The 24,051-nt window shown below is 66.4% G+C and carries 28 protein-coding genes and 1 pseudogene; 10 read left to right on the top strand and 19 right to left on the bottom strand.

Annotated features, from left to right (window positions below):
* Positions 1-258: 258 nt before the first annotated feature.
* The 9 genes from E5CHR_RS02185 to E5CHR_RS02145 form a co-directional block, all read right to left on the bottom strand.
* Complete coding sequence (locus tag E5CHR_RS02185; RefSeq protein WP_162578170.1) at positions 259-678, bottom strand: F0F1 ATP synthase subunit epsilon; 420 nt, start codon at positions 676-678, stop codon at positions 259-261.
* Positions 679-699: 21 nt separating this feature from the next.
* Entirely contained in the window at positions 700-2,115 is a 1,416-nt protein-coding gene (gene atpD / locus E5CHR_RS02180) for a F0F1 ATP synthase subunit beta (RefSeq protein ID WP_162578169.1), read from the bottom strand.
* A 46-nt stretch (positions 2,116-2,161) separates the two neighbouring features.
* The gene (gene atpG / locus E5CHR_RS02175; RefSeq protein WP_068674805.1) at positions 2,162-3,037 is read right to left on the bottom strand and encodes a F0F1 ATP synthase subunit gamma; all 876 of its coding nucleotides are present in this window, start codon (positions 3,035-3,037) and stop codon (positions 2,162-2,164) included.
* Between the two features lie 21 nt (positions 3,038-3,058).
* Positions 3,059-4,612 carry a F0F1 ATP synthase subunit alpha gene (gene atpA / locus E5CHR_RS02170; RefSeq protein WP_162578168.1) on the bottom strand — a complete coding sequence of 518 codons (1,554 nt, stop codon included), beginning with the start codon at positions 4,610-4,612 and terminating at the stop codon, positions 3,059-3,061.
* 36 nt (positions 4,613-4,648) lie between these two features.
* Positions 4,649-5,179 (bottom strand): F0F1 ATP synthase subunit delta, encoded by a 531-nt coding sequence (locus E5CHR_RS02165; RefSeq protein WP_162578167.1) that lies wholly within the window; start codon positions 5,177-5,179, stop codon positions 4,649-4,651.
* A gap of 10 nt (positions 5,180-5,189) precedes the next feature.
* Positions 5,190-5,660: a F0F1 ATP synthase subunit B gene (locus tag E5CHR_RS02160; protein ID WP_162578166.1), complete on the bottom strand. Its 471-nt coding sequence runs from the start codon at positions 5,658-5,660 to the stop codon at positions 5,190-5,192.
* 86 nt (positions 5,661-5,746) lie between these two features.
* Entirely contained in the window at positions 5,747-6,010 is a 264-nt protein-coding gene (gene atpE / locus E5CHR_RS02155) for a F0F1 ATP synthase subunit C (RefSeq protein WP_019657641.1), read from the bottom strand.
* A gap of 64 nt (positions 6,011-6,074) precedes the next feature.
* Positions 6,075-6,944, bottom strand: coding sequence for a F0F1 ATP synthase subunit A (gene atpB / locus E5CHR_RS02150; RefSeq protein ID WP_162578165.1), 870 nt, complete (start codon positions 6,942-6,944; stop codon positions 6,075-6,077).
* Positions 6,945-6,947: 3 nt separating this feature from the next.
* On the bottom strand, positions 6,948-7,439 hold the full coding sequence (locus tag E5CHR_RS02145) for an ATP synthase subunit I (RefSeq protein WP_162578164.1): 492 nt from the start codon (positions 7,437-7,439) through the stop codon (positions 6,948-6,950).
* A 169-nt stretch (positions 7,440-7,608) separates the two neighbouring features.
* Here E5CHR_RS02145 and E5CHR_RS02140 point away from each other — a divergent pair.
* From E5CHR_RS02140 to E5CHR_RS02115, 7 genes and pseudogenes are all read left to right on the top strand, one after another.
* Positions 7,609-8,502, top strand: a pseudogene (locus E5CHR_RS02140) (D-amino acid aminotransferase); the annotation flags it as partial.
* A 9-nt stretch (positions 8,503-8,511) separates the two neighbouring features.
* Positions 8,512-8,808, top strand: a complete 297-nt coding sequence (locus tag E5CHR_RS31620) for a YbeD family protein (RefSeq protein ID WP_174255770.1) — start codon at positions 8,512-8,514, stop codon at positions 8,806-8,808.
* Positions 8,805-9,482, top strand: coding sequence for a lipoyl(octanoyl) transferase LipB (gene lipB, locus E5CHR_RS02135; RefSeq protein WP_162578162.1), 678 nt, complete (start codon positions 8,805-8,807; stop codon positions 9,480-9,482). The genes E5CHR_RS31620 and lipB overlap by 4 nt, the downstream gene beginning before the upstream one ends.
* Before the next feature lie 17 nt (positions 9,483-9,499).
* Entirely contained in the window at positions 9,500-10,480 is a 981-nt protein-coding gene (lipA, locus tag E5CHR_RS02130; protein WP_162578161.1) for a lipoyl synthase, read from the top strand.
* A 34-nt stretch (positions 10,481-10,514) separates the two neighbouring features.
* Positions 10,515-12,038, top strand: coding sequence for a class I adenylate-forming enzyme family protein (locus E5CHR_RS02125; RefSeq protein WP_162583520.1), 1,524 nt, complete (start codon positions 10,515-10,517; stop codon positions 12,036-12,038).
* Complete coding sequence (locus E5CHR_RS02120; RefSeq protein WP_162578160.1) at positions 12,019-13,137, top strand: SLC13 family permease; 1,119 nt, start codon at positions 12,019-12,021, stop codon at positions 13,135-13,137. The genes E5CHR_RS02125 and E5CHR_RS02120 overlap by 20 nt, the downstream gene beginning before the upstream one ends.
* 57 nt (positions 13,138-13,194) lie before the next feature.
* On the top strand, positions 13,195-14,046 hold the full coding sequence (locus E5CHR_RS02115; protein WP_162578159.1) for a DMT family transporter: 852 nt from the start codon (positions 13,195-13,197) through the stop codon (positions 14,044-14,046).
* Positions 14,047-14,066: 20 nt separating this feature from the next.
* Here the strand turns inward: E5CHR_RS02115 and E5CHR_RS02110 are convergent, their stop codons facing one another.
* From E5CHR_RS02110 to E5CHR_RS02070, 9 genes are all read right to left on the bottom strand, one after another.
* Positions 14,067-15,110 (bottom strand): NADP-dependent oxidoreductase, encoded by a 1,044-nt coding sequence (locus E5CHR_RS02110; RefSeq protein ID WP_162578158.1) that lies wholly within the window; start codon positions 15,108-15,110, stop codon positions 14,067-14,069.
* A gap of 95 nt (positions 15,111-15,205) precedes the next feature.
* Positions 15,206-16,501 carry a sensor histidine kinase gene (locus E5CHR_RS02105; RefSeq protein ID WP_232061925.1) on the bottom strand — a complete coding sequence of 432 codons (1,296 nt, stop codon included), beginning with the start codon at positions 16,499-16,501 and terminating at the stop codon, positions 15,206-15,208.
* Positions 16,498-17,184, bottom strand: a complete 687-nt coding sequence (locus tag E5CHR_RS02100) for a response regulator transcription factor (RefSeq protein WP_162578157.1) — start codon at positions 17,182-17,184, stop codon at positions 16,498-16,500. Before E5CHR_RS02100 ends, E5CHR_RS02105 begins: the two co-directional genes overlap by 4 nt.
* 115 nt (positions 17,185-17,299) lie before the next feature.
* Positions 17,300-17,773, bottom strand: a complete 474-nt coding sequence (locus E5CHR_RS02095; protein WP_232061924.1) for a DUF4260 domain-containing protein — start codon at positions 17,771-17,773, stop codon at positions 17,300-17,302.
* Positions 17,766-18,230: a Spy/CpxP family protein refolding chaperone gene (locus E5CHR_RS02090; RefSeq protein WP_162578156.1), complete on the bottom strand. Its 465-nt coding sequence runs from the start codon at positions 18,228-18,230 to the stop codon at positions 17,766-17,768. The genes E5CHR_RS02095 and E5CHR_RS02090 overlap by 8 nt, the downstream gene beginning before the upstream one ends.
* Positions 18,231-18,330: 100 nt before the next feature.
* A complete protein-coding gene (ptsP, locus tag E5CHR_RS02085; RefSeq protein ID WP_162578155.1) occupies positions 18,331-20,142 on the bottom strand; it encodes a phosphoenolpyruvate--protein phosphotransferase in 1,812 nt (603 codons plus the stop codon).
* Complete coding sequence (locus tag E5CHR_RS02080) at positions 20,139-20,408, bottom strand: HPr family phosphocarrier protein (RefSeq protein WP_162578154.1); 270 nt, start codon at positions 20,406-20,408, stop codon at positions 20,139-20,141. Before E5CHR_RS02080 ends, ptsP begins: the two co-directional genes overlap by 4 nt.
* Positions 20,377-20,832 carry a PTS sugar transporter subunit IIA gene (locus tag E5CHR_RS02075; RefSeq protein ID WP_162578153.1) on the bottom strand — a complete coding sequence of 152 codons (456 nt, stop codon included), beginning with the start codon at positions 20,830-20,832 and terminating at the stop codon, positions 20,377-20,379. Before E5CHR_RS02075 ends, E5CHR_RS02080 begins: the two co-directional genes overlap by 32 nt.
* A gap of 106 nt (positions 20,833-20,938) precedes the next feature.
* On the bottom strand, positions 20,939-21,484 hold the full coding sequence (locus E5CHR_RS02070) for a hypothetical protein (RefSeq protein ID WP_162578152.1): 546 nt from the start codon (positions 21,482-21,484) through the stop codon (positions 20,939-20,941).
* A gap of 114 nt (positions 21,485-21,598) precedes the next feature.
* Here E5CHR_RS02070 and E5CHR_RS02065 point away from each other — a divergent pair, with 114 nt between their 5' ends.
* Entirely contained in the window at positions 21,599-22,096 is a 498-nt protein-coding gene (locus tag E5CHR_RS02065) for a TlpA disulfide reductase family protein (RefSeq protein WP_162578151.1), read from the top strand.
* Between the two features lie 44 nt (positions 22,097-22,140).
* Here E5CHR_RS02065 and E5CHR_RS02060 read toward each other — a convergent pair whose 3' ends face one another.
* Positions 22,141-22,587 (bottom strand): c-type cytochrome, encoded by a 447-nt coding sequence (locus tag E5CHR_RS02060; RefSeq protein ID WP_162578150.1) that lies wholly within the window; start codon positions 22,585-22,587, stop codon positions 22,141-22,143.
* Positions 22,588-22,742: 155 nt separating this feature from the next.
* On the opposite strand from E5CHR_RS02060, the gene E5CHR_RS02055 reads away from it, so the two are divergent.
* Together E5CHR_RS02055 and E5CHR_RS02050 are read left to right on the top strand one after the other, a co-directional pair.
* The gene (locus E5CHR_RS02055) at positions 22,743-23,456 is read left to right on the top strand and encodes a cytochrome b/b6 domain-containing protein (protein WP_162578149.1); all 714 of its coding nucleotides are present in this window, start codon (positions 22,743-22,745) and stop codon (positions 23,454-23,456) included.
* Entirely contained in the window at positions 23,453-24,043 is a 591-nt protein-coding gene (locus tag E5CHR_RS02050; RefSeq protein ID WP_162578148.1) for a GNAT family N-acetyltransferase, read from the top strand. The genes E5CHR_RS02055 and E5CHR_RS02050 overlap by 4 nt, the downstream gene beginning before the upstream one ends.
* Positions 24,044-24,051: the final 8 nt, after the last annotated feature.

Genomic DNA, 24,051 nt, shown 5'->3' with positions numbered 1-24,051 from the left:
GGTGCCAAGCGCGTCGTCTCCGTTGTTGTTCGTTGCCGTCCGGCGCAGTGCGGCTGCCTCCGGCGATCCGAATACTAGGCGCAGTGCTTCAGCCGAACAAGATTGAACTTCGGACGAATATGGATCGAAGTCGGGTTGTCAAGCTCGGAGAGGAGGCGGCGAGCCTCCGGGCGGCCGTGCGGCCGTGCGACTCATGAATGCCTTCATCGACAAAAAAGCCGCCCGAAGGCGGCTTGTTGGTGCAAGGCGCAGGCCCGCCTACTTCTTCTGGCGGTACTTGCGCAGCGCGGCGATCTGGGCGGCCATCACCGCCAGCTCCGACTGGGCCATCGCGATGTCGATATCACTCTTGGCCTTCTTCAGCGCTTCCTCGGCGGCAGCCTTGGACTTGTTGGCCTTCTCTTCATCGAGGTCCTTCCCGCGGATGGCGGTGTCGGACAGAACGGTGACGGTGTTGGGCTGCACTTCCAGAATGCCGCCGGCCACGAAGACGAACTCCTCGCCGCCGTCTGCCGTCTCGATGCGCACAGCGCCGGGACGAATGCGCGTGATCAGCGGCGTGTGGCGCGGGTAGATGCCGAGCTCGCCCGCTTCACCTGGCAGCGCGACAAACTTGGCCTCGCCAGAGAAGATGGACTCTTCGGCGCTGACCACGTCGACGTGAATCGTGTTTGCCATCTGGATTCCTAAACAGCCGCTTTACGCGACCTTCTTGGCCTTCTCGAAGGCCTCGTCGATGCTGCCCACCATGTAGAAAGCCTGCTCCGGCAGGTGGTCGGCTTCGCCGTTCACGATCATCTTGAAACCACGGATGGTCTCGGCGAGCGGCACGTACTTGCCCGGCGAGCCGGTGAACACCTCGGCCACGTGGAAAGGCTGCGACAGGAAGCGCTGGATCTTGCGGGCGCGAGCCACGGCCAGCTTGTCGTCGGGCGCCAGTTCGTCCATGCCCAGGATGGCGATGATGTCGCGCAGTTCCTTGTAGCGCTGCAGCGTGCCCTGCACGGCGCGAGCCACGTTGTAATGCTCCTCGCCGACCACGTGCGGGTCGAGCTGGCGCGACGTCGAGTCCAGCGGATCCACGGCGGGGTAGATGCCCAGCGAGGCAATGTCGCGCGACAGCACCACGGTGGAATCCAGGTGGGCGAAGGTGGTCGCGGGCGACGGGTCGGTCAAGTCGTCCGCCGGCACGTACACGGCCTGGATCGAAGTGATCGAGCCCACCTTGGTGGAGGTGATGCGCTCCTGCAGGCGGCCCATTTCCTCGGCCAGCGTCGGCTGGTAGCCCACGGCGGAAGGCATGCGGCCCAGCAGCGCGGACACTTCGGTTCCGGCGAGCGTGTAGCGGTAGATGTTGTCTACGAAGAAGAGCACGTCGCGGCCTTCGTCGCGGAACGACTCGGCAATGGTCAAGCCGGTCAGCGCCACGCGCAGGCGGTTGCCCGGGGGCTCGTTCATCTGGCCGTAGACCATGGCCACTTTCGACTCGGGAAGGTTCTCGAGGTTGACCACGCCCGACTCCGCCATCTCATGATAGAAGTCGTTGCCCTCGCGGGTGCGCTCACCGACGCCGGCGAACACCGACAGGCCCGAATGCGCCTTGGCGATGTTGTTGATGAGCTCCATCATGTTGACGGTCTTGCCCACGCCGGCGCCGCCGAACAGGCCCACCTTGCCGCCCTTGGCGAACGGGCACACCAGGTCGATCACCTTGATGCCGGTTTCCAGCAAGTCCTGCGAGGGCGACAGTTCGTCGTAGACGGGGGCCTTGCGGTGGATGGAAGCGGTGAGCTCCTGGCTCACCTCGCCGCGTTCGTCGATCGGGCGGCCGAGCACGTCCATGATGCGGCCGAGGGTGGCCTTGCCGACCGGCACCGTGATGGGCGCGCCGGTGTTGGTGACCACGATGCCGCGGCGCAGGCCGTCGGACGAGCCCAGCGCAATGGTGCGCACCACGCCGTCGCCGAGCTGCTGCTGCACTTCCAGCGTCAGGCCGCCTTCTTCGTACTTCAGGGCGTCGTACACCTTGGGCATGCGGTCACGCGGGAACTCCACGTCCACAACGGCACCGATACATTGAACGATCTTGCCTTGAACTGCTGCTTCTTGAGCCATCATCTGCTCCGATAAAAATTGAATCTGGTTGAGGTCGAACCGAGGCTCAGACCCCCGCGGCCGCCGCGGCGCCCGACACGATCTCCGACAGCTCCTTGGTGATGCCGGCCTGGCGAGTCTTGTTGTAGACCAGCTTGAGCTCGTCGATCACGCTGCCCGCGTTATCGGTGGCGGCCTTCATCGCGACCATGCGCGCCGACTGCTCCGACGCCATGTTCTCGGCCACCGCCTGGTAAGCCAGGGACTCCACATAGCGCACCAGCAACTCGTCGATCACGCTCTGCGCATCCGGCTCGTAGATGTAGTCCCAGGAGTGCTGGCCCTTTTCCATCTTCAGCGCGTCGGCGGCCAGCGGCAGCAGCTGCTCGACCACCGACTCCTGGCGCATCGTGTTGATGAACTTGGTGTAGCACAGGTAGACCGCGCTCAGCTTGCCCTCGGCATAGGCGTCGAGCAGCACCTTCATCGGGCCGATCAGCTTGTCCAGGTGCGGCGTGTCGCCCAGTTGGGTGACATGCGACACCACCCGAGCGCCGATGCGGTTGAGAAAGCCCAGGCCCTTGTTGCCGATGGCCACCGCCTCGACCGCATTGCCGGCCTGCTGCTGCTCGCGCAGCTTGGCGGTCACGGCGCGCAGCACGTTGGTGTTCATGCCGCCGCACAAGCCCTTGTCGGTCGTCACGACGATGAAGCCCACGGCCTTGGCCTCGTTGACCTTCATGAAGGCGTGCGTGTACTCCGGGTTCGCCTGGCCGAGGTTGGCTGCGATGTTGCGGATCTTCTCGCTGTACGGCCGGGCGGCACGCATGCGGTCCTGCGCCTTGCGCATCTTCGATGCGGCCACCATTTCCATGGCCTTGGTGATCTTCTTGGTGTTCTCCACCGATTTGATCTTGCCGCGGATTTCCTTACCGGCTGCCATTGAGACTACTCCTTGGATCGGTCAGGCGAAGGACTTCTTGAAGGAAGTGATCGCCGTCGTCAACTCGGCCTCGGAATCCTTGTCGAGCGCCTTGGCCTGCTCGATCTTGTCGAGTAGCGCGCCATGGCTCGACTTCAGGAACTGGTGCAGGCCGTGCTCGAACGGAAGCACCTGCTTGACCTCGAGGTCGTCCATGAAGCCCTTGTTGACAGCGAACAGCGAAGCGCCCATCAGCGAGATGGGCAGCGGGCTGTATTGCGCCTGCTTCAGCAGCTCGGTCACGCGAGCACCGCGGTCCAGCTGCTTGCGGGTGGCTTCGTCCAGGTCGGAGGCGAACTGCGCGAAGGCCGCGAGTTCGCGGTACTGCGCGAGGTCGGTACGGATACCGCCCGACAGGCCCTTGATGACCTTGGTCTGGGCCGACGAACCCACGCGCGACACCGAAATACCGGCGTTGATGGCGGGACGAATGCCGGCGTTGAACAGGCTGGTTTCCAGGAAGATCTGGCCGTCCGTGATCGAGATCACGTTGGTCGGCACGAAGGCGGACACGTCGCCGGCCTGCGTTTCGATGATCGGCAGTGCCGTCAGGGAGCCGGTCTTGCCCTTGACCTCACCCTTGGTGAAGGCCTCGACATAGTCGGCGTTCACGCGAGCGGCGCGTTCGAGCAGGCGGCTGTGCAGGTAGAACACGTCGCCGGGATAGGCTTCGCGGCCCGGAGGGCGGCGCAGCAGCAGCGACACTTGACGGTAGGCCACGGCCTGCTTGGACAGGTCGTCATAGACGATCAGCGCGTCCTGGCCGCGGTCGCGGAAGTACTCGCCCATCGTGCAGCCGGAATAGGCCGCGACGTACTGCATCGCAGCGGACTCGGAGGCAGAAGCGGCAACCACGATGGTGTAGTCCATCGCGCCGGCCTGCTCCAGCGCGCGCACCACGTTCTTGATCGACGAAGCCTTCTGGCCGATCGCGACGTAGACGCAGGTCATGTTCTGACCCTTCTGGTTGATGATCGTGTCGATCGCCACGGCGGACTTGCCGGTCTGGCGGTCGCCGATGATCAGTTCGCGCTGGCCGCGACCGATCGGCACCATCGAGTCGATGGACTTGAGGCCGGTCTGCATTGGCTGGTCGACCGACTTCCGTGCGATCACGCCCGGGGCGACCTTTTCGATCACGTCGGTGAGCTTGGCGTTGACCGGACCCTTACCGTCGATCGGCTGGCCCAGCGCGTTCACCACGCGGCCGATGAGCTCGGGGCCGACCGGCACTTCCAGGATGCGGCCCGTGCACTTGACGGTATCGCCTTCGGAAATGTGCTCGTACTCGCCCAGAATCACGGCGCCGACGGAGTCACGCTCGAGGTTCAGGGCCAAGCCGAAGGACGGCGCGCCGTCCGGCGAAGGCGGGAACTCGAGCATTTCGCCCTGCATCGCGTCCGACAGGCCGTGTACGCGCACGATGCCGTCGGTTACCGACACCACGGTGCCCTCGTTGCGGATGTTCGCGCTGACGCCAAGGCCCTCGATGCGGCTCTTGATCAGCTCGGAAATTTCTGCGGGATTGAGTTGCATGACTCTTTCCTTCTTTCGTTAAGGGGGCTGGCGGCCTCAGGCTGCCAGCGCAACTTTCATTTGTTCGAGGCGCGCCTTGACGGAGGTGTCGAGCACCTCGTCACCCACCACCACGCGGATACCGCCGATCAGGGACGGGTCTTGCTCGACGGCAATCTGCAGCTTGCGGCCGAAGCGCTTCTCGAGCGCGGCCGCCACGCCGTTGAGGGCGCCGGCGTCGATCGGAAAGGCGCTGTAAACCACCGCATCGGACGAGCCGCTTTGCGCATTCGCCAACGCCCGAAACTGCCTGGCGATCTCCTGCAATGCAGTGAAGCGGCCGTTCTCGAGCAGCGCCATCAGGAAGTTGTTGGCAGCCGGGGGCAGCGCGGCACCGTTGGCACCGGCAATCACGCCCAGCACCTGCTCGGGCGTGGCCTTCGGGTTGTCGGCGAATTGCTGCAGCTCGGGATTGGCGGCGATGGCCGCCACCCTCTCGAGCCATGCACCGGTGTTGGCAAGGTCCGACGAAGAGGCCTTGAACAGCGCTTCGGCGTAGGGGCGTGCAATGGTGGCGAGTTCAGCCATGGCGTGCGTCTCAGAGTTCGGTCTGCAGACGCGAAAGCAGATCGGCGTGCACGGCCGGATTCACTTCCTTGCGCAGGATCTGCTCGGCACCCTTGACGGCCAGCACGGCCACCTGCTCGCGCAGCGCCTCGCGCGCCTTCACGGCTTGTTGCTCTGCTTCGGCACGGGCGGCTGCCACGATCTTGTTGCCTTCTTCCGTGGCGCGGGCCTTAGCCTCTTCAACGATGGCCTGCGCACGACGTTCGGCATCGGCCAGGCGCTGCGCTGACTCGTTGCGCGCCTTGCCCAGTTCGACTTCCACCCGCTTGTCCGCCTCGGACAGCGCAACCTTGGCCTTGTCGGCCGCAGCCAGGCCTTCCGCGATCTTCTGGGCACGCTCATCCAGCGCCTTCGCGATCGGCGGCCACACGAACTTCATCGTGAATCCGACCAGGATCAGGAACACGATCATCTGGACGATCAGGGTACCGGTAATGCTCACTTTTCACCCTCTCTTTGAGATTGAAATCCAGCGCAGCACTTCATGAAAAGAAGCACACGCGGTTTCGACGAGAAGCCTGTGCCCAATTACTTCGGCAGGTTCGCGATTTGCGAGAGGAAGGGGTTGGCGGTGGCGAACCACAGCGCAATGCCGGTACCGATGATGAACGCCGCGTCGATCAGGCCGGCCAGCAGGAACATCTTGGTCTGCAGTTCACCCATCAGCTCGGGCTGGCGGGCGGCCGACTCGAGGTACTTGCTGCCCATGATGCCGATGCCGATACAAGCGCCCACGGCGCCAAGACCGATGATCAGGCCGGCGGCGAGAGCGACAAAGCTAATAACTTCCATGATGACTCCTAAGGACTTTGGTTGAAGAGAAAAAGAAAAACGGAAATCGCGAGGGCGCGACAGGTCAGTGGTGATCGTGCGCCTGGCCGACGTACACGAGCGTGAGCATCATGAACACGAAGGCCTGAAGAATGATGATCAGGATGTGGAAGATGGCCCACGCAGTGCCCGCGACGATGTGACCCAGCGCGAGCAAAATGCCGGTGGCCGAGAGCGACCAGGCGCCGCCCATCAAGGCGATCAGCAGGAAGATCAGTTCGCCCGCATACATGTTGCCGAACAGACGCATCCCGTGCGAGACCGTCTTGGCGACGAACTCGATGATCTGCATCGCGAAGTTGAAGGGATAGAGCGCCCAATGGTTGCCGAAGGGTGCCGTGAAGAGCTCGTGGACCCAGCCGCCGGCACCCTTGATCTTGATGTTGTAGTACAGGCAGATCAGCAGCACAGAGACGGACAACCCCATCGAGACCGAAAGGTCGGCCGTAGGAACGACGCGCAAGTACGCGTGATGCGGGTCACCGCCGGCAGCGCCGAAGAGCTTGGCCCAGATGGCGGGCAGCAGATCGACCGGCAGCAGGTCCATCGCGTTGAGCATGACGATCCAGACGAAGACGGTGAGCGCGAGCGGTGCCACGAACTTGCGGCTCTTTGCGTTGTGCACGATGCCCTTGGCCTGCTGGTCGACCATCTCGACGAGCATTTCGACGGCCGCCTGGAAGCGACCGGGAACACCAGAGGTCGCCTTGCGCGCGCCCAGCCAGAGCAGCCAGCAGCCGACAATGCCGAGCAGGATTGCGAAGAAGAGCGAGTCGAAATTGAATACGGAGAAATCGGCCACACCCGACGGTGTCCGGCTTTGAAGATGGGTCAAGTGGTGAACGATGTATTCACCAGCGGTTTGACCATGTTCCGCAGCGTTTTCAGCAGCCATCCGTTACTCGTCTTTAAATTTCGGGCGTTTGGGAGCCAGCATCACCGCCACCCACGCCGCCTTCATTGTCACCACCAAGCCCACCAGCATCGCCGGCCAGCTCAGCGCCACTATCAGTCTCGGCGCGGCGAGCAGCATCGCCACCGACAAGACCAGCTTGACCATTTCCCACAAGAAGAACCCGAACACCGCAGTGCCCGCGTTCAGCGAAGAAAACCTCCCCGTCAGTCCTCTTGCGAACACCGCGGAAGGAATCACCACCGCAAGTGCGCCGTATCCAGCGGACCATCCCAAACTCTGCCTCCCCGACAAGCCCCAGGCGACCAGTGCCACCAGCAGCCCCGCCGCGACCTGGACCGCGATCACGCGCCAAGGCGAGATCAGTGGCTTTCGTTCGCGCAACCGCTGGGCCTCCTCGGCAGTCAGCGGCTTGAAGTTGGCATCCGGGTCTTGCCCGTCCTCGCAGACATCCACATCGCGGGCGATTGTTTTCATTTCGAATGAAGCCCGGATGACGACCCAGAATTTCTACAAAGCCACTGATTATAAGTAGAAACCCAAAGCCCTTCGCCAGCTTCCCGTCAGGTTTGGCAACACCCTTGGTGGCCGGCGGGCGCCTGGGACCCCATTGGAAAGCATGGCGGCGTCCCCACCATAATCGCTTATGCACCCGATCGCCGAAGCCCCTCCCGATTCTCTTTGCTATCTGGATGGTGCCTACGCGCCGCTGCGCGACGCGAAGATCAGCGTGCTCGACCGCGGCTTCATCTTCGGCGACGGAGTCTACGAAGTGGTGCCGGTCTACGGTGGCGTTCCCTTCTGCTTCGAGGAGCACATGGCGCGGCTGGACCGATCGCTGGCCGAACTGCGCATCGCCAACCCGCTGACGCACGACGGGTGGCACGCGATCGCTGCACGCCTGATCGAGGCCAGCCCGGCCGACCAACGCGCAGCCGTGCAGGCTCTTTACTTCCAGGTCACGCGCGGCGTCGCGCCGCGCGAGCATGCGATGCCCCAGGGTCTGACGCCCACCGTGTTCGTGATGCTCAACCCGATGAAGCCGGTGCCCGATGCGGTGCGCGCAAAGGGCGTCGCCTGCGTCAGCGCGCAGGACTTCCGCTGGCAGAAGGCGCACATCAAGAGCACCAGCCTGCTGGGCGCGGTGCTGGCCCGCCAGATCAGCGTGGAGGCCGGCGCGGCCGAGACCATCATGTTCCGGGGCGATTGGCTGAGCGAAGCCTCGTCGAGCAACGTCTGGGTCGTCAAAGACGGCGCGGTCAGCGGCCCCCCGAAAGACGAGCTGGTGCTCGCGGGCATCCGCTACGGCCTGATAGAGCGCATCTGCGCGGAGGCCGGCATTCCCTTTTCGCTGCGCCGCATCGGGCGCGACGAGGTCTTTGGCGCAGATGAGCTGATGCTGTCTTCGGCCAGCAAGGAGGTGCTGCCGGTGGTCACGCTCGATGGCCAGCCCATTGGCGCCGGGCGCCCGGGACCCATCTTTCAGGCACTCGACGCCGGCTATCGCCGCGCCAAGGAACGCAGCGCGCAAGACCAAGGAAGCGACAGCATGACAGCCACCCCGCCAGACACGCCGACCGAAGCGCGCAAAGAATCGCTGATCGAGTATCCGTCCAAGTTCCCGATCAAGGTCATGGGCGCGAAGGCCGACGGCTTCGTGCACGCGATCACGCAGATTGCCGAGCAGTTCGACCCCGCCTTCGACGCGACCACTGTCGAGCTGCGCAACAGCAAGGCCGGAAACTACCTCGGGGTGACCATCACGGTGACCGCCACCAGCCGCGAGCAGTTGGACGACATCTACCGCGCGCTGACCGCGCATCCGATGGTCAAGGTGGTGCTGTGACGCTGGAGGTCGACTGGCTGGGCCACGTCGACTACGCATCCACCTACGCTGCGATGCAGCGCCTTACGCAGGAGCGCACGCCTGAATCTGGAGACCTGCTCTGGGTCTGCGAGCATGCGCCGGTCTACACGCAAGGCCTGGCAGGCAAGGCGGACCATGTATTGGATCCGGGCGAGATCCCCGTGATACAGACCGACCGCGGTGGCCAGGTGACCTACCACGGGCCAGGGCAGGTGGTGGCCTATCCGCTGGTCGACCTCAAGCGCGCAGGCTACTACGTCAAGGAATACGTCTATCGAATCGAGGAGTCGGTGATCCGCACGCTGGCGCATTTCGGGGTGACCGGGCACCGGGTGCCGGGTGCGCCGGGCATCTATGTGCGACTGGACGATCCGTTCTCGCATGCGCGGCTGCAATCCTCGCCCGGGGATGACTCCGAGCGCTTCCGTTGCCTCGGGAAGATCGCGGCTCTCGGCATCAAGATCACCCGCCACCGCACCTACCACGGCGTCGCCCTCAACGTCGCAATGGACCTCGAACCCTTCTCCCGCATCAACCCTTGCGGCTACCCGGGTCTGAAGACCGTCGATCTTTCTACAATCGGGGTTCAAACAACCTGGGACGAAGCCGCACAGGTGCTGGCCAGCAAGCTGGCCATCTATCTCGCGCCCTGAACCCCGCCCACGCACCCATGAGCACCCCTGAAGTCGTCCGCGACGCCCAAGGTTCCGCCACCTACAACCCGCTGGCCAAGCAGAAGGCGGCGGCCAAGCTATCTCGCATTCCGGTGAAGGTCGTGCAGGGCGAGGTGCTCAAAAAACCCGAGTGGATCCGCGTCAAGGCCGGCAGCCCGACGACGCGCTTCTATGAAATCAAGCAGATCCTGCGCGAGAGCAACCTGCACACGGTCTGTGAAGAGGCCTCCTGCCCCAACATCGGCGAATGCTTCGGCAAGGGCACGGCGACCTTCATGATCATGGGCGACAAGTGCACGCGGCGCTGCCCCTTCTGCGACGTGGGCCACGGGCGGCCCGACCCGCTCGACAAGGACGAACCGCTCAACCTCGCCAGGACGATCGCGAAGTTGCGCCTCAAGTACGTGGTGATCACCAGCGTGGACCGCGACGACTTGCGCGACGGTGGCAGCCAGCATTTCGTGGATTGCATCCGCAGCATTCGCGAGCTCTCGCCGCAGACGCAGATCGAGATCCTGGTGCCCGACTTCCGGGGCCGCGACGACCGTGCGCTCGAGATCCTCAAGGCAGCGCCGCCCGACGTGATGAACCACAATCTCGAGACGGCGCCACGCCTCTACAAGGAAGCGCGCCCGGGCAGCGACTATCAGTTCAGCCTCAACCTGCTGAAGAAGTTCAAGGCGCTCCATCCGGCCGTACCGACCAAGAGCGGCATCATGGTGGGCCTCGGCGAGAGCGACGAGGAAATCCTGCAGGTCATGCGCGACATGCGCGCCCACGACATCGACATGCTGACCATCGGCCAGTACCTTGCGCCCAGCAGCAGCCACCTGCCGGTGCGCCGCTACGTGCATCCCGACACCTTCAAGATGTTCGAGGAAGAGGCCTACAAGATGGGCTTCAGCCACGCGGCCGTGGGCGCCATGGTGCGCAGCAGCTACCACGCGGACCAGCAGGCGCACGCGGCCGGGGTCTGACGGAAGCACGCGGATGAGCGCGATCGACGCTGCGATGGCACGCGAGTTCGGCGTCATCGCCGAGCTGATTCGCCTGCACGCGAAGGAAGCACCGTCCCGGCCGGCGCTCGTCGATGCGCAACTCACGCTGCGCTACGGCGCGCTCGATGCGTTGATGGACCGCATCGCGGCGTCCCTGCAGCGTGACGGCCTGCGGCCAGGAGATGCCATCGCGATATGCGCTTCGTCGAGCACGCACTACGCGGCATTGTTCCTGGGCGCTTTGCGCGCGGGCATCGCAGTCGCGCCGCTCGCGCCCGGCTCTACGCCCGCCAGCCTCGCAAGGATGATCGAGGACGCGCAAGCGCGCATCCTCTTCCTCGACGCGGCGGCGGCCGCGACAATCGGCGCAGCGGCGCAGGACGGCATTCCACGCGTCGCGCTCGACGGCTGCGAGGCAGGGCGGGCTTTCGAGGCATGGCTTGCGCCGGCGGGGTCGCAGCCCGTGCCCGTCGAGCCGCAGCCCTCGTGGCCCTTCAACATCATCTATTCGTCCGGCACCACGGGTGAGCCCAAGGGCATCGTGCAGGGCCACGGCATGCGCTGGGCCCATGTACAGCGCGGCGCAAGGTACGGCTATGGGCCGGACACCGTGACGCTACTGTCGACGCCGCTGTACTCCAACACCACGCTCGTGGTCTTCTTCCCGACCCTGGCCCACGGCGGCTGCGTGGTCCTGATGTCGAAGTTCGACGCGGCCGGCTACCTGAAGCTCGCCGAGCAGCACCGCGTGACGCACACCATGCTGGTGCCGGTGCAGTACCAGCGCCTGATGGCGCATCCCGACTTCGGCACGTACGACCTCTCCAGTTTCCGCTTCAAGTTCAGCACGAGCGCGCCGTTTGGCGCAGCGCTCAAGGCCGACGTGCTCAAGCGCTGGCCCGGCGGGCTGGTCGAGTTCTACGGCATGACCGAGGGCGGCGGCACCTGCATCCTGGAAGCGCATCTGAACCCGGGCAAGCTGCACACCGTCGGCCGGCCGGCCGAGGGCAGCGACATCCGCCTGATCTATGAAACCGGCCGTGAAGTCGCACGCACCGAGGCAGGCGAGGTGGTGGGCCATTCGGCCGGCATGATGGTCGGCTACCACCGCCAGGCCGAGAAGACGCGCGAGGCCGAGTGGTTCGACCCGGCGGGCAAGCGCTTCATCCGCACCGGCGACATCGGCCGCTTCGACGAGGACGGCTTCCTCATCCTTCTCGATCGCAGGAAGGACATGATCATCAGCGGCGGCTTCAACATCTACCCGAGCGATCTCGAGGCGGTGCTGCGCGGCCATCCTGCGGTGGCCGAAGCGGCGGTGGTCGGAGTGCCCTCGGAGCAATGGGGCGAAACGCCGGTGGCCTTCGTGGTGCGCAGTGCCGGCGACGAGACGCCGGGTGAGACGCTGCTGCAATGGACCAACGCCCAGCTCGGCAAGACACAACGGCTCGCGCGCCTGCACCTGCTCGACGAGCTTCCGCGCAGCGCGATCGGCAAGGTCCTCAAGCGCGAGCTTCGTGAGCGCGACTCCCGCTGAAGCCGGGGCGCCCGAGCATGGCGGCGGACACGGCCTGCTGTGGGTGCTGCTGGCGGCGGCCGTGGTCTTTGCGTTCGTGCGCCCGCGCGCGCCGCTGGACTATCTGAAGCTGGTCGACTGGGAGACGCTGGGCGCCCTGGCCGGCCTGCTCGCCATCACACAGGGCGTCGAGCGCAGCGGCATGCTTCAACGCGTGGCCGCGCGACTGCTCGCGCGCACCACCGAACTGCGCCACCTGGTCTTCTTTCTCGTCGCCACCGCCGCAGGGCTCTCTGCGCTGGTCACCAATGACGTCAGCCTGTTCCTGCTGGTTCCGCTTACAAGGGTGCTGGCGGCACAGGCTCACCTGCCGTTGGCGCGGCTGGTGGTGCTGGAGGCGCTGGCCGTCAACGCCGGCTCTGCCCTCACGCCGATCGGCAATCCGCAGAACCTGTATCTGTGGCACCGCTCCGGCGAAAGCTTTCTCGGGTTCATGGGCATGATGGCGCCCACCGTGGCCGTGATGCTGTTCTGGCTGTTCGCCGCAGCGCGCTTGCTGGTGCCGCGCGTGGAGATCCACCTCAAGCCCGCGAGCGATGCCGAGCCGGTGCAGCCGCGCTTGCTGGCGTTGTCGGGGCTGCTCTTCATCGCCTTCGTGATCGCGCTCGACCGGCATTGGCTGGCCGCCGGCCTCGGGCTGGTGTTCGGCACCTTCCTGCTGCTGCGCCCGCGCGTGCTGCTGGGCATCGACTGGGCGCTGCTCGCGATCATCGCGCTGATGTTCATCGATCTGCGCCAGCTGGCCGAGCTGCCTGCCGTTGCGGCGCTGCTGCAGCAATGGCCGATCGGCGAAGGCTGGCGCGCCTACCTGGCCGCCATCGGCATCTCGCAGTTCATCAGCAATGTGCCGGCCACGATCCTGCTCGACCGCTACGTGCACGACCTGCCCGCGCTCGCCGCCGGTGTCAGCGTGGGGGGTTTCGGCTGCGTGCTGGGTTCGCTGGCCAACCTGATCGCGCTGCGGCTCGCGAAGGTGGAGCACGGGCTGCGCGAATTCCATCGAATCAGCATCCCGTTCCTGCTGGTGTGCGCAGCCTCGGCGCTGCTGCTCAGGCTTTAGCCGACCACGACAGCATGGCCTCGGGTGACGAGGCGCTCTGCGCTTAAGCTCGGGCGCATGTCTGCCGCCACGTTGTACGCACTCGCTGCCATCGCCCTCTGGGGCACACTCGCCTCGCTGGGCACGTCGCTTTCGCACCTGCCGCCCTTCCTCCTGACCGGGCTCGCGCTGATGATCGGCAGCGTGATGAGCTGGCCGGCCGTGCTGCGCAACCGCCAGGCCTGGACGGTGCCGGCGCGCACGCTGGCGTTGGGGATCTACGGCCTGTTCGGCTTCCACTTCCTGCTCTTCATCGCACTGCGCCACGCACCGCCCGTCGAGGCGAACCTCGTGAACTACCTGTGGCCGCTCTTTATGGTCGTGCTGGCACCGGCGCTGCTGCCGGGTCTGTCGCTGCGCCCGCTCCATCTGATGGCAGCCCTGCTCGGCTTCGCGGGCGCAGCGATCGCAATACTGGGCGCGCGCAACGCCCAGGTGGCGGCGACCGATACCAGCTACTGGGGCTTCTTGCCCGCACTGGGCTCGGCCTTCATCTGGGCCAGCTACTCGCTATGGACCAAGCGCGTGGCCGCTTTTCCAACCACGGCCATCGGGTTGTTCGGCCTGGTGTCGGGTGGGCTCGCGCTCGTTTGCCATGCGCTGCTGGAGCCGCAGGCGTCGCTGTCGGCGCGCGACTGGCTGCTGGTCGCGCTGTGCGGCCTGGGGCCGCTGGGCGCGGCCTTTTTCCTCTGGGACATGGCGCTGAAACGGGGCGACGCGCGGCAGATCGGGATCCTGAGCTACATCACGCCGCTTGCCTCGACGGCGCTGCTGATGGTGGTCACGCAGCGGCCGCTGAGCTGGACCATTGCCCTGGCTGCGTTCCTGATCCTGTCGGCAGCCGTCATGGGATCGCGGGTACGGGCTTGAGCAGCCGGCACCGCTTTTGATCAGTCTTTGGCCACCTGCAGCACCAGCTTGCCGAAGTTCTGCCCCGTGAACAGCCGCGTGAGCGCCTCCGGAAAGGTGTCGATGCCCTCGACCACGTCCTCGCGGCTCTTCATGCGGCCGTCCTTCAGGTAGGTCGCCATCTCGGCCACGGCAACGTGGTAGCGGTCGGCATAGTCGAAAACGACCATGCCCTGCATGCGCGCCCGGTTCACCAGCAGGCTCAGGTAGTTCTTGGGGCCTTGCGCAGGCGCGCTGTTGGCGTTGTTGTACTGGCTGATTGCGCCGCAAATGATGATGCGCGCGCCTCGCGCCAGCCGCGCCAGCGCCGCATCGAGTATTTCGCCCCCGACGTTGTCGAAGTAGATGTCGATGCCCTTCGGGCAGTGCGCCTTGAGGCCGTCGCGCACGGCCGAGGGGCCCGCCTTGTAGTCGATGCATGCGTCGAAGCCGAGCTCCTTGACCACCCAGTCGCATTTCTCCGGGCCGCCGGCGATGCCGACCGCGCGGCAGCCCTTGATCTTCGCGAGCTGGCCCACCGTCTGGCCGACCGCGCCGGCGGCGCCCGAGACCACGACGGTCTCGCCGGGCTTCGGCTGGCCGATGTCCATCAGGCCGAAGTAGCCGGTCATGCCCGGCATGCCCAGCACGTTGAGCCATTGGGTGATGGTGCCGGCGTTCAAGTCGATCTTGGTGAGCCCGGTGCGCTTGACCTCTTCCTGCGGGATCAGGATGTACTCCTGGACACCCAAGGAGCCGTACACCGTGTCACCGACTGCGAAGGCCGGGTCGCGTGTGGCGATCACCCGGCCGACGCCGCCGGCACGCATCACGGCGCCGATCTCCACCGGCGGGATGTAGCTCTTGCCCTCGTTCATCCAGCCGCGCATGGCGGGGTCGAGCGAGAGTGAGAGCGTCTTGACCAGCACGCCGCCTTCGGCCGGTTCCCCGACCGGCTCGGTGGTGAACTGCCAGTTGTCGCGCGTGGCGGCGCCTTCAGGGCGCTTGGCGAGGCGGACTTGCCGATTGCGGAGGGTGCTGCTCATGGGTTTGTCTCCTGCCTGGATGGATGGATGGGGGAAGCATCGTAGCCCCGGCCAGACGGCACGGCGGTAGCACAGGCGACAAGCGACGAGTTCGGTCAGGCGCCGGGCAGCGTGACACTGACACCCAGGCCGGGCTGGGCGTTGCGCACCGTGAGCGTGCCGCCATGCGCCTGAGCCACCAGGCGACAGAGGTACATGCCCAGGCCGACGCCGCCAGTAGCGCGCTGCCGTGCGCTGTCGGTGCGGAAGAACGGCTCGGTCAGGTGCTCCAGCTGAGCGGCATCGACGCCGGGACCGAAGTCGCGCACCTCGAGCTCGATGCCGCCCTGCTCCGCCCGGCGCAGCGCGATGCGCGGAGGCTCGGGTGCATCGACGCCGTAGCGCAATGCGTTCTCGAGAAGGTTTCGCACCAGCAGGCGGATGCGCGAGCGGTCCACCGCGACCGCGGGCAGGCCTTCGGCGAGGTCGAGCGCGACACGCCCACCCTCGGGATGCTCGGCCACCACATCGCGCACCAGCGCCGCCAGGTCGACGGGCTCGCGCTGAAGCGCCACATGCGGGCTGGCGAGGCGCTCGCTCTCGAGCAGGTCGCTGATCAGGTCGCGCATCTCAGCGAGGTCGCGCAGGAGCGCGGCGCGCTCCGTCTCGCCTTCGGCCGTGGCGGGCAGCAGCTCGGCGTTGAGGCGGGCGCGGGTCAGCGGCGAGCGCAGCTCGTGGCTCAGCGCGAGCAGCAGCGCGCGCTTGGCGTCCAGCATGCCCTGGATGTCGTGCGCCATGGTGTTGATGCGCTGCGCCAGGTCGCCCAGCTCGTCGCGCCGGCGCAATGGGATCGGCTGGTCGAAGGCGCCGCGGCCGAAGCGCTCGGCGCCGTCGCGGATGTCGTCCAGCGGCCGGAGCAAGCGGCGCACGTAGGCATAGGCAAGCGCAATCAACGCGAGCAGCAGGGCCAGCGTGATCCAGCCAATGCCGTGCGGCTCACGCTGCCACGGCAGCGTGCCGAGCCCGAAGCTGATGCGATGGCCGTCGATGGTGCTGCGCGTGAGCCAGTCGCCCCGGCCGGGACCGAAGTTGCGCCAGCGGCGCTGCGGATGCGAATCCCAGTTGACCGCAGGGCCCTCGATGCGGATCGAGATCGGCAGGCGTGTGACCAGCGCCTCGGCGCGCGCCACGTCGGGCGGGGTGCCGAGCTCGGCCACCAGCCGGTCCATGTAGTCCCCCACCAATGGCTGCGCCGCCTCGCGCCAGCCGTTGGAGAAGGCGCGCTGCATGCCGCCCAGGAACACCGCCGCCATCGCCATGGCGAGCAGCACGAAGACAGTGATCAGCCGCAGTCGCAGCGAATGGCGCCAGCGGCGCCGCCAGTGCCGGGGCGAACGCGGGCGCCGGTTCACGGATCGCTCTTGCCGACTGCGAGCATGTAGCCGGCGTTGCGCAGGGTCTTGATGCAGTCCAGCGGCTCCAGCTTCTTGCGCAGGCGACTCACCACGATGTCGACGGCGCGGGTGTAGAGCTCGGCCTCGTGGCCGCGCAGCCGGTTCAGGATGTCGTCGCGGCTCCAGACCTTGCCGGGGGGGTCGGCCAGGAGGGCAAGCAGCTCGAACTCGGTGCCGGTCAGCTCCACGCGCTCGCCCTGGCGCAGCACCTCGCGCCGGTCGAGATCGATGGACAGGCCTTCGAAGACCCGGCGCTGGGCAGGTGTCGCGGCCGGCACCGCGCGCTGGCGGCGCAGGATGGTCTGCACCCGCGCCACCAGCTCGCGTGGCTCGAAGGGCTTGGGCAGATAGTCGTCGGCGCCGAGCTCGAGGCCGACCACCCGGTCCATCACGTCGCCGCGGGCGGTCAACATCACGATGGGGATGTCGCTGTCCTTGCGAATTTCGCGGCACAGCGCGAAGCCGTCCATTTCGGGCAGCATGACGTCGAGGATGGCGCAGTCGTAGGCCTCGGCCCGCAGCTTGGCCAGCCCCTCGCTGGGCCGCTGCGCGCTGTCCAGCACGCAGTCGAAGCGCGCGAAGTAGCTCGCCAGCGGCGTTGCCAGTTGCTCGTCGTCGTCGATCAGAAGGATGCGGGGCATGCGGTGGGGATTGTGCCTACGGACGAACAGCAGGCTGGTGATCAGGCCGGCCGCCATTGGAGCGCCAAGGCCGGGCACGGAAGCGGCCGGCGGATCCCATCCTGCGGCGCGGTGCTCACCACGGGTCGGTGGGACCGACGCGGCCGAGGTGGGTGACACCGAACTCGCTCCCGTACTTGAGGCCGTAGCCCAAGGCATGGTCCAGGCCGATGTGCGCACTCCAGATCAGCCCGAGCGCCAGCGCGGCCGGCATGCCGCCGATCAGGCCCAGGCCCAGCAAGGCAACCGGGCCGATGTACGAGTGCGCCGTGTTGTACGCGATGGCGCCCGCGCGCGATCCGGCGAGGTAGCCGAGGAAGCTCAGGTCGGGCAGCAGGAACAGCATGGCGAAGGCACCCCAGCTTGCGCCCAGGTGCACGTAGGCGGCCACGGCCGCTGCGACCACAACCAGGCCTTCGAGGCGCAGCAGGATGCGCACGCCGCCCTGCGCGGCGCCGGACACGGCGTTCTGCGCGCTGGGCGCCGGGTGCGCCCACGCCGAGATCGACGCCCTTGCGGCCGGAAGCCGCGGCACAGACAGGTCAACCACGGTGTCCCCAGCGACGGCCACGCTCCATGAAGTCGCGCACCTTCTGCTGCTGCGTGGGGTTCAGGTTGTCGAAGAAGTCGGCTGCCGCCGCAATCACCTCGGGGCTGCCCGACTGGATCGCGGCCGTCTTGTCCTCGACCAGCTTCTTCGCGCGCTGCTGGTCGAGCTTGGCGCCGGCGAAAAGGGCGCGGAACTCCGCGCGCGGATCGCCGCCGCCGCGCAGCGCCTGGCGCTGGGCCTGGATCTTCTCGGCGAGCACATCGAGCTTCTGCTTCTGCGTCGCATCGAGCTCCAGCTTGCTGCCTACGCGTTCAACCATGCGGGCGCGGAACTCGGCGCGGTCCTGCTCGGAGCTGCCGCCCCAGCCATGGCGGTGGCTGGAGCAGCCGGCGAGGCTGCCAGCAACCAGCGCCGCGCCGGCAAAGCCAAAGAGAGAGCGTTTGAACCAGGGTTTCATGAGAGTCTTCCTTCCATTGCGATCGGATCGATCAGGGAGACTCGATGGTGCAATCCAGCCGCCGCAAAGTCCTTTCGCGGCAGTTTCGGCGTGTTTCGTTTTATTGCGGCGGCGCCGCGAGCGTCATGAGGCTGGCCGGGTCGTCGGCCTCGAGCACCTGCTGCGCCCACGCCTGCAGCTTGCTCGTGTCCGCTCGCAGCACCTCCTGCTTGACTGCCAGGATCTGCGACGGGTGCATCGAGAAGCTGCGCAGGCCCATGCCTAACAGCAGGCGAGTGAAGGCCACGTCGCCCGCCATCTCGCCGCAAACGCTCACGCCCTTGCCTTGGCGCCGGCACTCGGCAATTGTTTCGGCCACCAGGCGCAGCACGGCCGGATGGGCGGGGTCGTAGAGGTGGGCCACCGATTCGTCCGCGCGGTCGATGGCCAGGGTGTACTGGATCAGGTCGTTGGTGCCGATCGACAGAAAGTCGAAATGCTTGAGGAAGATCTTGAGCGTGAGCGCCGCGGCCGGTACTTCGATCATCGCGCCCAGCTTGACCTTTCCGTGCACGACGCCGCGGTTGTCGAGCTCGGCGCGTGCGAAGTCGATCAGCGCCAGGGTCTGGCGGATCTCGCTGGCGTGCGCAAGCATGGGGATCAGCAGGTGGATCTCGCCATGCGCCGCCGCGCGCAGGATCGCGCGGATCTGGGTCAGGAACATCGCGGGGTCGGCCAGGCTCCAGCGGATCGCGCGCAGGCCGAGCGCCGGGTTGAGGTGGGCCTCGTCGTCGCGCACGACTCGCCCATCGAGCGGCTTGTCGGCGCCGACGTCGATAGTGCGGATGGTGACGGGCATCCCCTGCATGCCTTCGATCGCGCGCCGATACGCCTGGTACTGCTCTTCCTCGTCGGGCAGGCGGGTCATGCGCTGGGCCTCGCGGCCCATGAAGAGGAACTCGCTGCGGAACAAGCCGACGCCCACCGCGCCGGCCTTGACCGCGCCCAGGGTGTCCTCGGGCATCTCGATGTTGGCCAACAGGTCGACCTTCTGGCCGTCGAGCGTGACGGCCGGCTTGTGGCGCAGGCGTGCCAGCCGGCCGCGCTCGAGGTCGCCCTGGCGCTGCTTGAAACCGTATTCGGCCAGGATGATCGGAGAGGGATCGACGATCACGACGCCGGCATCCCCGTCGATGATGACCCAGTCGTCCTGCCGCACCAACTGGCTGGCACTGCGCGCGCCGACCACGGCCGGGATGTCCATGCTGCGCGCGACGATCGCTGTGTGCGAGGTGCGCCCGCCCACGTCGGTGACGAAGCCGGCGAACACGCTCTTCTTGAACTGGAGCATGTCGGCCGGAGAGAGGTCGTGGGCGATCAAAACCAGGGGAGCGTCGATGGCGTCGCGGGCGGTCGGGTCGCTGTCCTCGTCGTCCTCGGTGCGCTTGCGACGCGGCGGCGTAGGCGCCAGCACCGCCGCCGTGCCCTTCATGCGATGCAGCAGGCGCTCGACCACCTGCTCGAGGTCGGCCTTGCGCTCGCGCAGGTACTCGTCCTCCATCTCGTCGAACTGGCGCGCGACCACCTCCAGCTGGGTGGTCAGCGCCCACTCGGCGTTGTAGAGGCGCTCCACGATCCAGTGCTTGACGCCGCCGGTCAGCACCTCGTCCTGCAGCAGCATCAGGTGCACCTCGAGCAGGGCGGCGAGTTCATGCGGCGCGTCGTTGGGGCCCATCAGCGCGACGCTGGCCTGCAGCTTCTGGAGCTCCTCGGCGACAGCGTTGCGCGCGATGCGCACGCGGTCGATCTCCGTTTCGACCTCTTCCGGCCTGATGAAGTAGTGGGCGACGTCGAGGCGGCTCGAGACCACGAGCACGGCGCGTCCGATCGCAATGCCACGGGCCACCGGCAGCCCATGGACGGCAAAAGTCATTCGCCTTCTCCGAACTTGTCGTTCATCAGCGCAACGATGGCATCCATCGCTTCCTGCTCCCGCTCGCCATCCGTCTCGACTTCAACCGTTACCCCGAGGCCCGCAGCCAGCATCATCACGCCCATGATGCTCTTGGCATTGACGCGGCGGTCGCCGCGCGCGAGCCAGACCTCGCATGGATAGCTGCCTGCGAGCTTGGTGAGTTTGGCCGAGGCCCGCGCGTGCAGACCCAGCTTATTGCTGATGGTCACGGATGTCTTGATCACTGTGCTTTCTTCTTGCCTGATTCTGGGGTGCCGCCACGGCCACCTGCATCACCCCCGCGGTGCCGCCGGTGAGCGCGCGCTGCACGAGCGTCTCGAGGGGCTCGTTACGGTAGCTTACGGCACGCAGCAGCATCGGCAGATTGACGCCGGCCACCAACCGAGAGCGCACGCCGTCGACGAGCTTCTGCGCTACGTTGCAGGGGGTGGCGCCGAACACGTCGGCCAGCACCAGCACCTGCGAGCGAGGCGTGCGCTCGAGCTGGGCCAGGATGATGCGCGCCGCCGCCAGGGTTTCGTCCGGCGATACGTTGGGCAGCACGTCGAGCGCTGCGATCGACGGCTCGCTGTCGGGGAACACATGCAAAGCGCATTGCCGCAATGCCTGGGCGAGCGGCGAATGGGCAATGATGAAGATGCTGTTCATGCGGGGCGAAGACGGGTTCGTCGATTATGCGGGGGCGCCCAGAGGAAGTAGAAATAAGATAACAAACGGCCGGCGATGCTGGAGGCAGCACCAGCGGGAGGTCGGCTCATGGGAGCCGAAGGCCCTCGAAAAAGACGGTTGCGGCGTCCGCTGAGGCCGGGCTTCCCAGCACGGTCGCCTGGTAGAGCGCCATCTTGCCGCCTCGTTGCTGGGCGAACCAGAGCATCTGTGCGGGCGCGGGGTCGCCGGCGACCTGCTGCCGAACTTCGAGGCGCACCGGCGCGGGGGACGTTGCCGCGCGAGGCAGCGTGGCAGGAGTTTCTGCAATCGTCCCGCCAGCCACCTGACTGCGGGTGGCACTGCGCCAGGCGCGCATCCAGCCTTCGGCCTGGGCCGGGTTCTCGGCGGTGGCATGAGCCACCGCGAAGGTGGCGCCCCCGGCTTCGCAGCCGGTCATGTCTACCGCGATGGACAGGCTGCCACCGCCGAGCGGCAGGTTGCGGGTCGCGCGGTCGGGCTTGCAAGGCAGCAGCGCGACCAGGCCTTCATCCGCGATCGGAACTTCGCGCCAGTTGAAGACCGGGCTGCAGGCGCCGAGTGCAGCGGCGACAAGGACGAGGGGCGCCACTCGGGCACGGAACGGTAAGGGCATCGGAAGGGCCATTATCGAGGCGCCGTCGGCGTGGCCACCAAAATGCCAGCGCGGGCCCGAGCGCGGCATGGCAGCCGGAACTAAAATGGCAGCCGCTCCTCCATCTTCTTGCCCATGAAAAAGCTCGTCCCCGCCGCAGCTGTCGCGATCGCTCTGATTGCGGGCGTCGGTGTGTACCTGAGTACAGGCGTCTCGGCGGCCCCCCCATCGACCTTCGTGCTGCTCGACGGGAGCAAGAAGAGCACGGAAGATCTGAAGGGCAAGGTCACGCTGGTGAATTTCTGGGCCACCAGCTGTGTCACCTGCGTGGCCGAGATGCCGAAGGTGATTGCCACCTACGACAAATACAAGGCCCGAGGCTACGACACCCTGGCAGTCGCGATGAGCTACGACCCGCCCAGCTATGTCGTGAACTTTGCCCAGACGCGCAAGTTGCCGTTCAAGGTGGCGATCGACAACACCGGCGCGGTGGCGCAGGCCTGGGGTGATGTGAAGCTGACGCCTACCACCTACATCGTCAACAAGCGCGGCGAGATCGTGAAGCGCTATGTGGGCGAGCCCGACTTTGCCGAGCTGCACCGGCTGATCGAGAAGCTGCTGGCCGAAGCTTAGCCCGCCCGCGGCGGGGCGGTGTCATTCGACGGCGCTGCCTGCTTTCATTTGCTGCGGAAGGTGTCGTGGCAGGACTTGCAAGTCTCGCCGACCGCCGAAACTGCCGCCTTGAGTGAGTCCAGGTTGCCCGCTTTCGACGCAACGAGGAGCTTGTCGGTTTCGCTCATGAGCTTGTCACTGAGCTCCTTGAACTTCGCCTGCTCTTTCCAGATCTCCGGCTTGGCCTTGCCGCCCTCCGTTCCGGCGCCGAAGCCGATCCACGGCAGCTTCGAGATCTGCGCCACCACCTCGGCATTGGAGATGGCACTCGCGGCCTCATAGGGCGCGCGGCCACTGGCCATGGCCCCGAGGCGGCCCATGTGATAGCCCTGAATGAACATGGCACTCTGGCGGTACTTGATGGCGTCTTCAGGCTTGGCAAACTGGGCGATGGCGGGCAGCGACAACGCGGCGGCGGCCGCAGCAAGGGTCAAGGAGACAAGGCGGTTCATCGTGGGTCCTTCTTGTTGGAGCAGCGCCGGGGAGATTTGCGGCGCGCCAGTTTAGGGGCGTGTCATCGTCGGACGTGCATAGCGACAACCCGTAGGCGCGCCGGCTCCGACTTTGCTAATCTGCGCCTTCCGACGCTTCGCGCCCACTCCCCTCGATGCCGCCAGCCCTTGAGTCCTCAACGCACCCTGCGGGCCTGGGCGATCCCACGGTGGCCGATACCCGCGTATGGGACCTGCCAACGCGCGTGTTTCACTGGGCGCTCGCGGCGACGGTGATCGGACAGCTCGCGACCGGCTTCGGCGGGGCCATGGAGTGGCATTTCCGGGTGGGCTACGCGGTGCTTTCGCTGCTGCTGTTCCGTGTCGTCTGGGGCTTCATCGGTGGGCGCTGGTCGCGCTTCACCGCCTTCACCTATTCGCCGGGCTCGATCCTGAACTACCTGCGCGGACGTTCGCACCCGGACCACCTGATCGGGCATACACCCCTTGGCGCGCTCTCCGTTTACGCGCTGCTGGCCATTCTTGCGCTGCAGGTGGCGACCGGTTTGGTGGCTGACGACGAGGTTATGGCTTCAGGGCCGCTCACCCGTTTCGTTTCGGGCGCGACAGTGAGCCTGGCCACGGCTTGGCACACCACCTTCGTCAAGTGGATTTCGATTGCGTTGGTGAGCCTCCACGTGCTGGCAGTGCTCTTCTACGTGGCGGTCAAGCGTCATCGACTGGTACGGCCGATGATCTCCGGCGACAAGCCGGTTGCGGATGGCAGCGCGGCGCCCAGCCGCGACGACGCCGCTTCCCGGTTGCTGGCCTTGGTGGTGTTCGCGGCCTGCGCAGCCTTCGCGGCGTGGGTTGCGTCACTGCGAGCATGAGCTTTTCCTTCTCCCGCCCGCTTCCGCTGGAAGGCACGCCGGATATCGTGCTGATGACGCCGGACGCGCCACACGAGATCGAGGCCACTCAGGCGATCTTCAGGGACTACGCGGCATCGCTGGACATCGACCTGTGCTTTCAAAACTTTGACAGGGAACTGGCCACGCTCCCTGGGGACTACGCCGAGCCGCGCGGCGCGCTGCTGCTGGCGCTGGTAGACGCGGTAGGCGGCGGCGCCCTCCAGCCGCAGGTCGACGCACCCATGATCCGGCGCGAAAACGGCGGCATGGCCTACGTCGCCGGCTGCTGCGCGCTGCGGCCGCTGGACACGGCCGACTATCCCAACGCCGCCGAGATGAAACGGCTTTATGTGCGCCCGGGGTTTCGCGGCCTCGGGCTGGGCCGCCAGATGGCGGAGGCCATGCTGGACGCAGCACGTGGCGCTGGCTACGCGTGCGTGCTGCTGGATACGCTCGACGACATGGAATCGGCCCGCGCCCTCTACGAAGACCTGGGCTTCGTAGAGGTCCCGCCCTACTATCACAATCCCATTGCCGGGGCGCACTACCTCAAGGCGGAGCTCTAGGCGCTCAG

Source organism: Variovorax sp. PBS-H4, assembly GCF_901827205.1.
In the GTDB taxonomy this organism is placed as follows: Bacteria; Pseudomonadota; Gammaproteobacteria; order Burkholderiales; family Burkholderiaceae_C; genus Variovorax.
The sequence above is the reverse complement of the archived record's forward strand: the minus strand, read 5'-3'. Positions and strand labels throughout refer to the sequence as shown.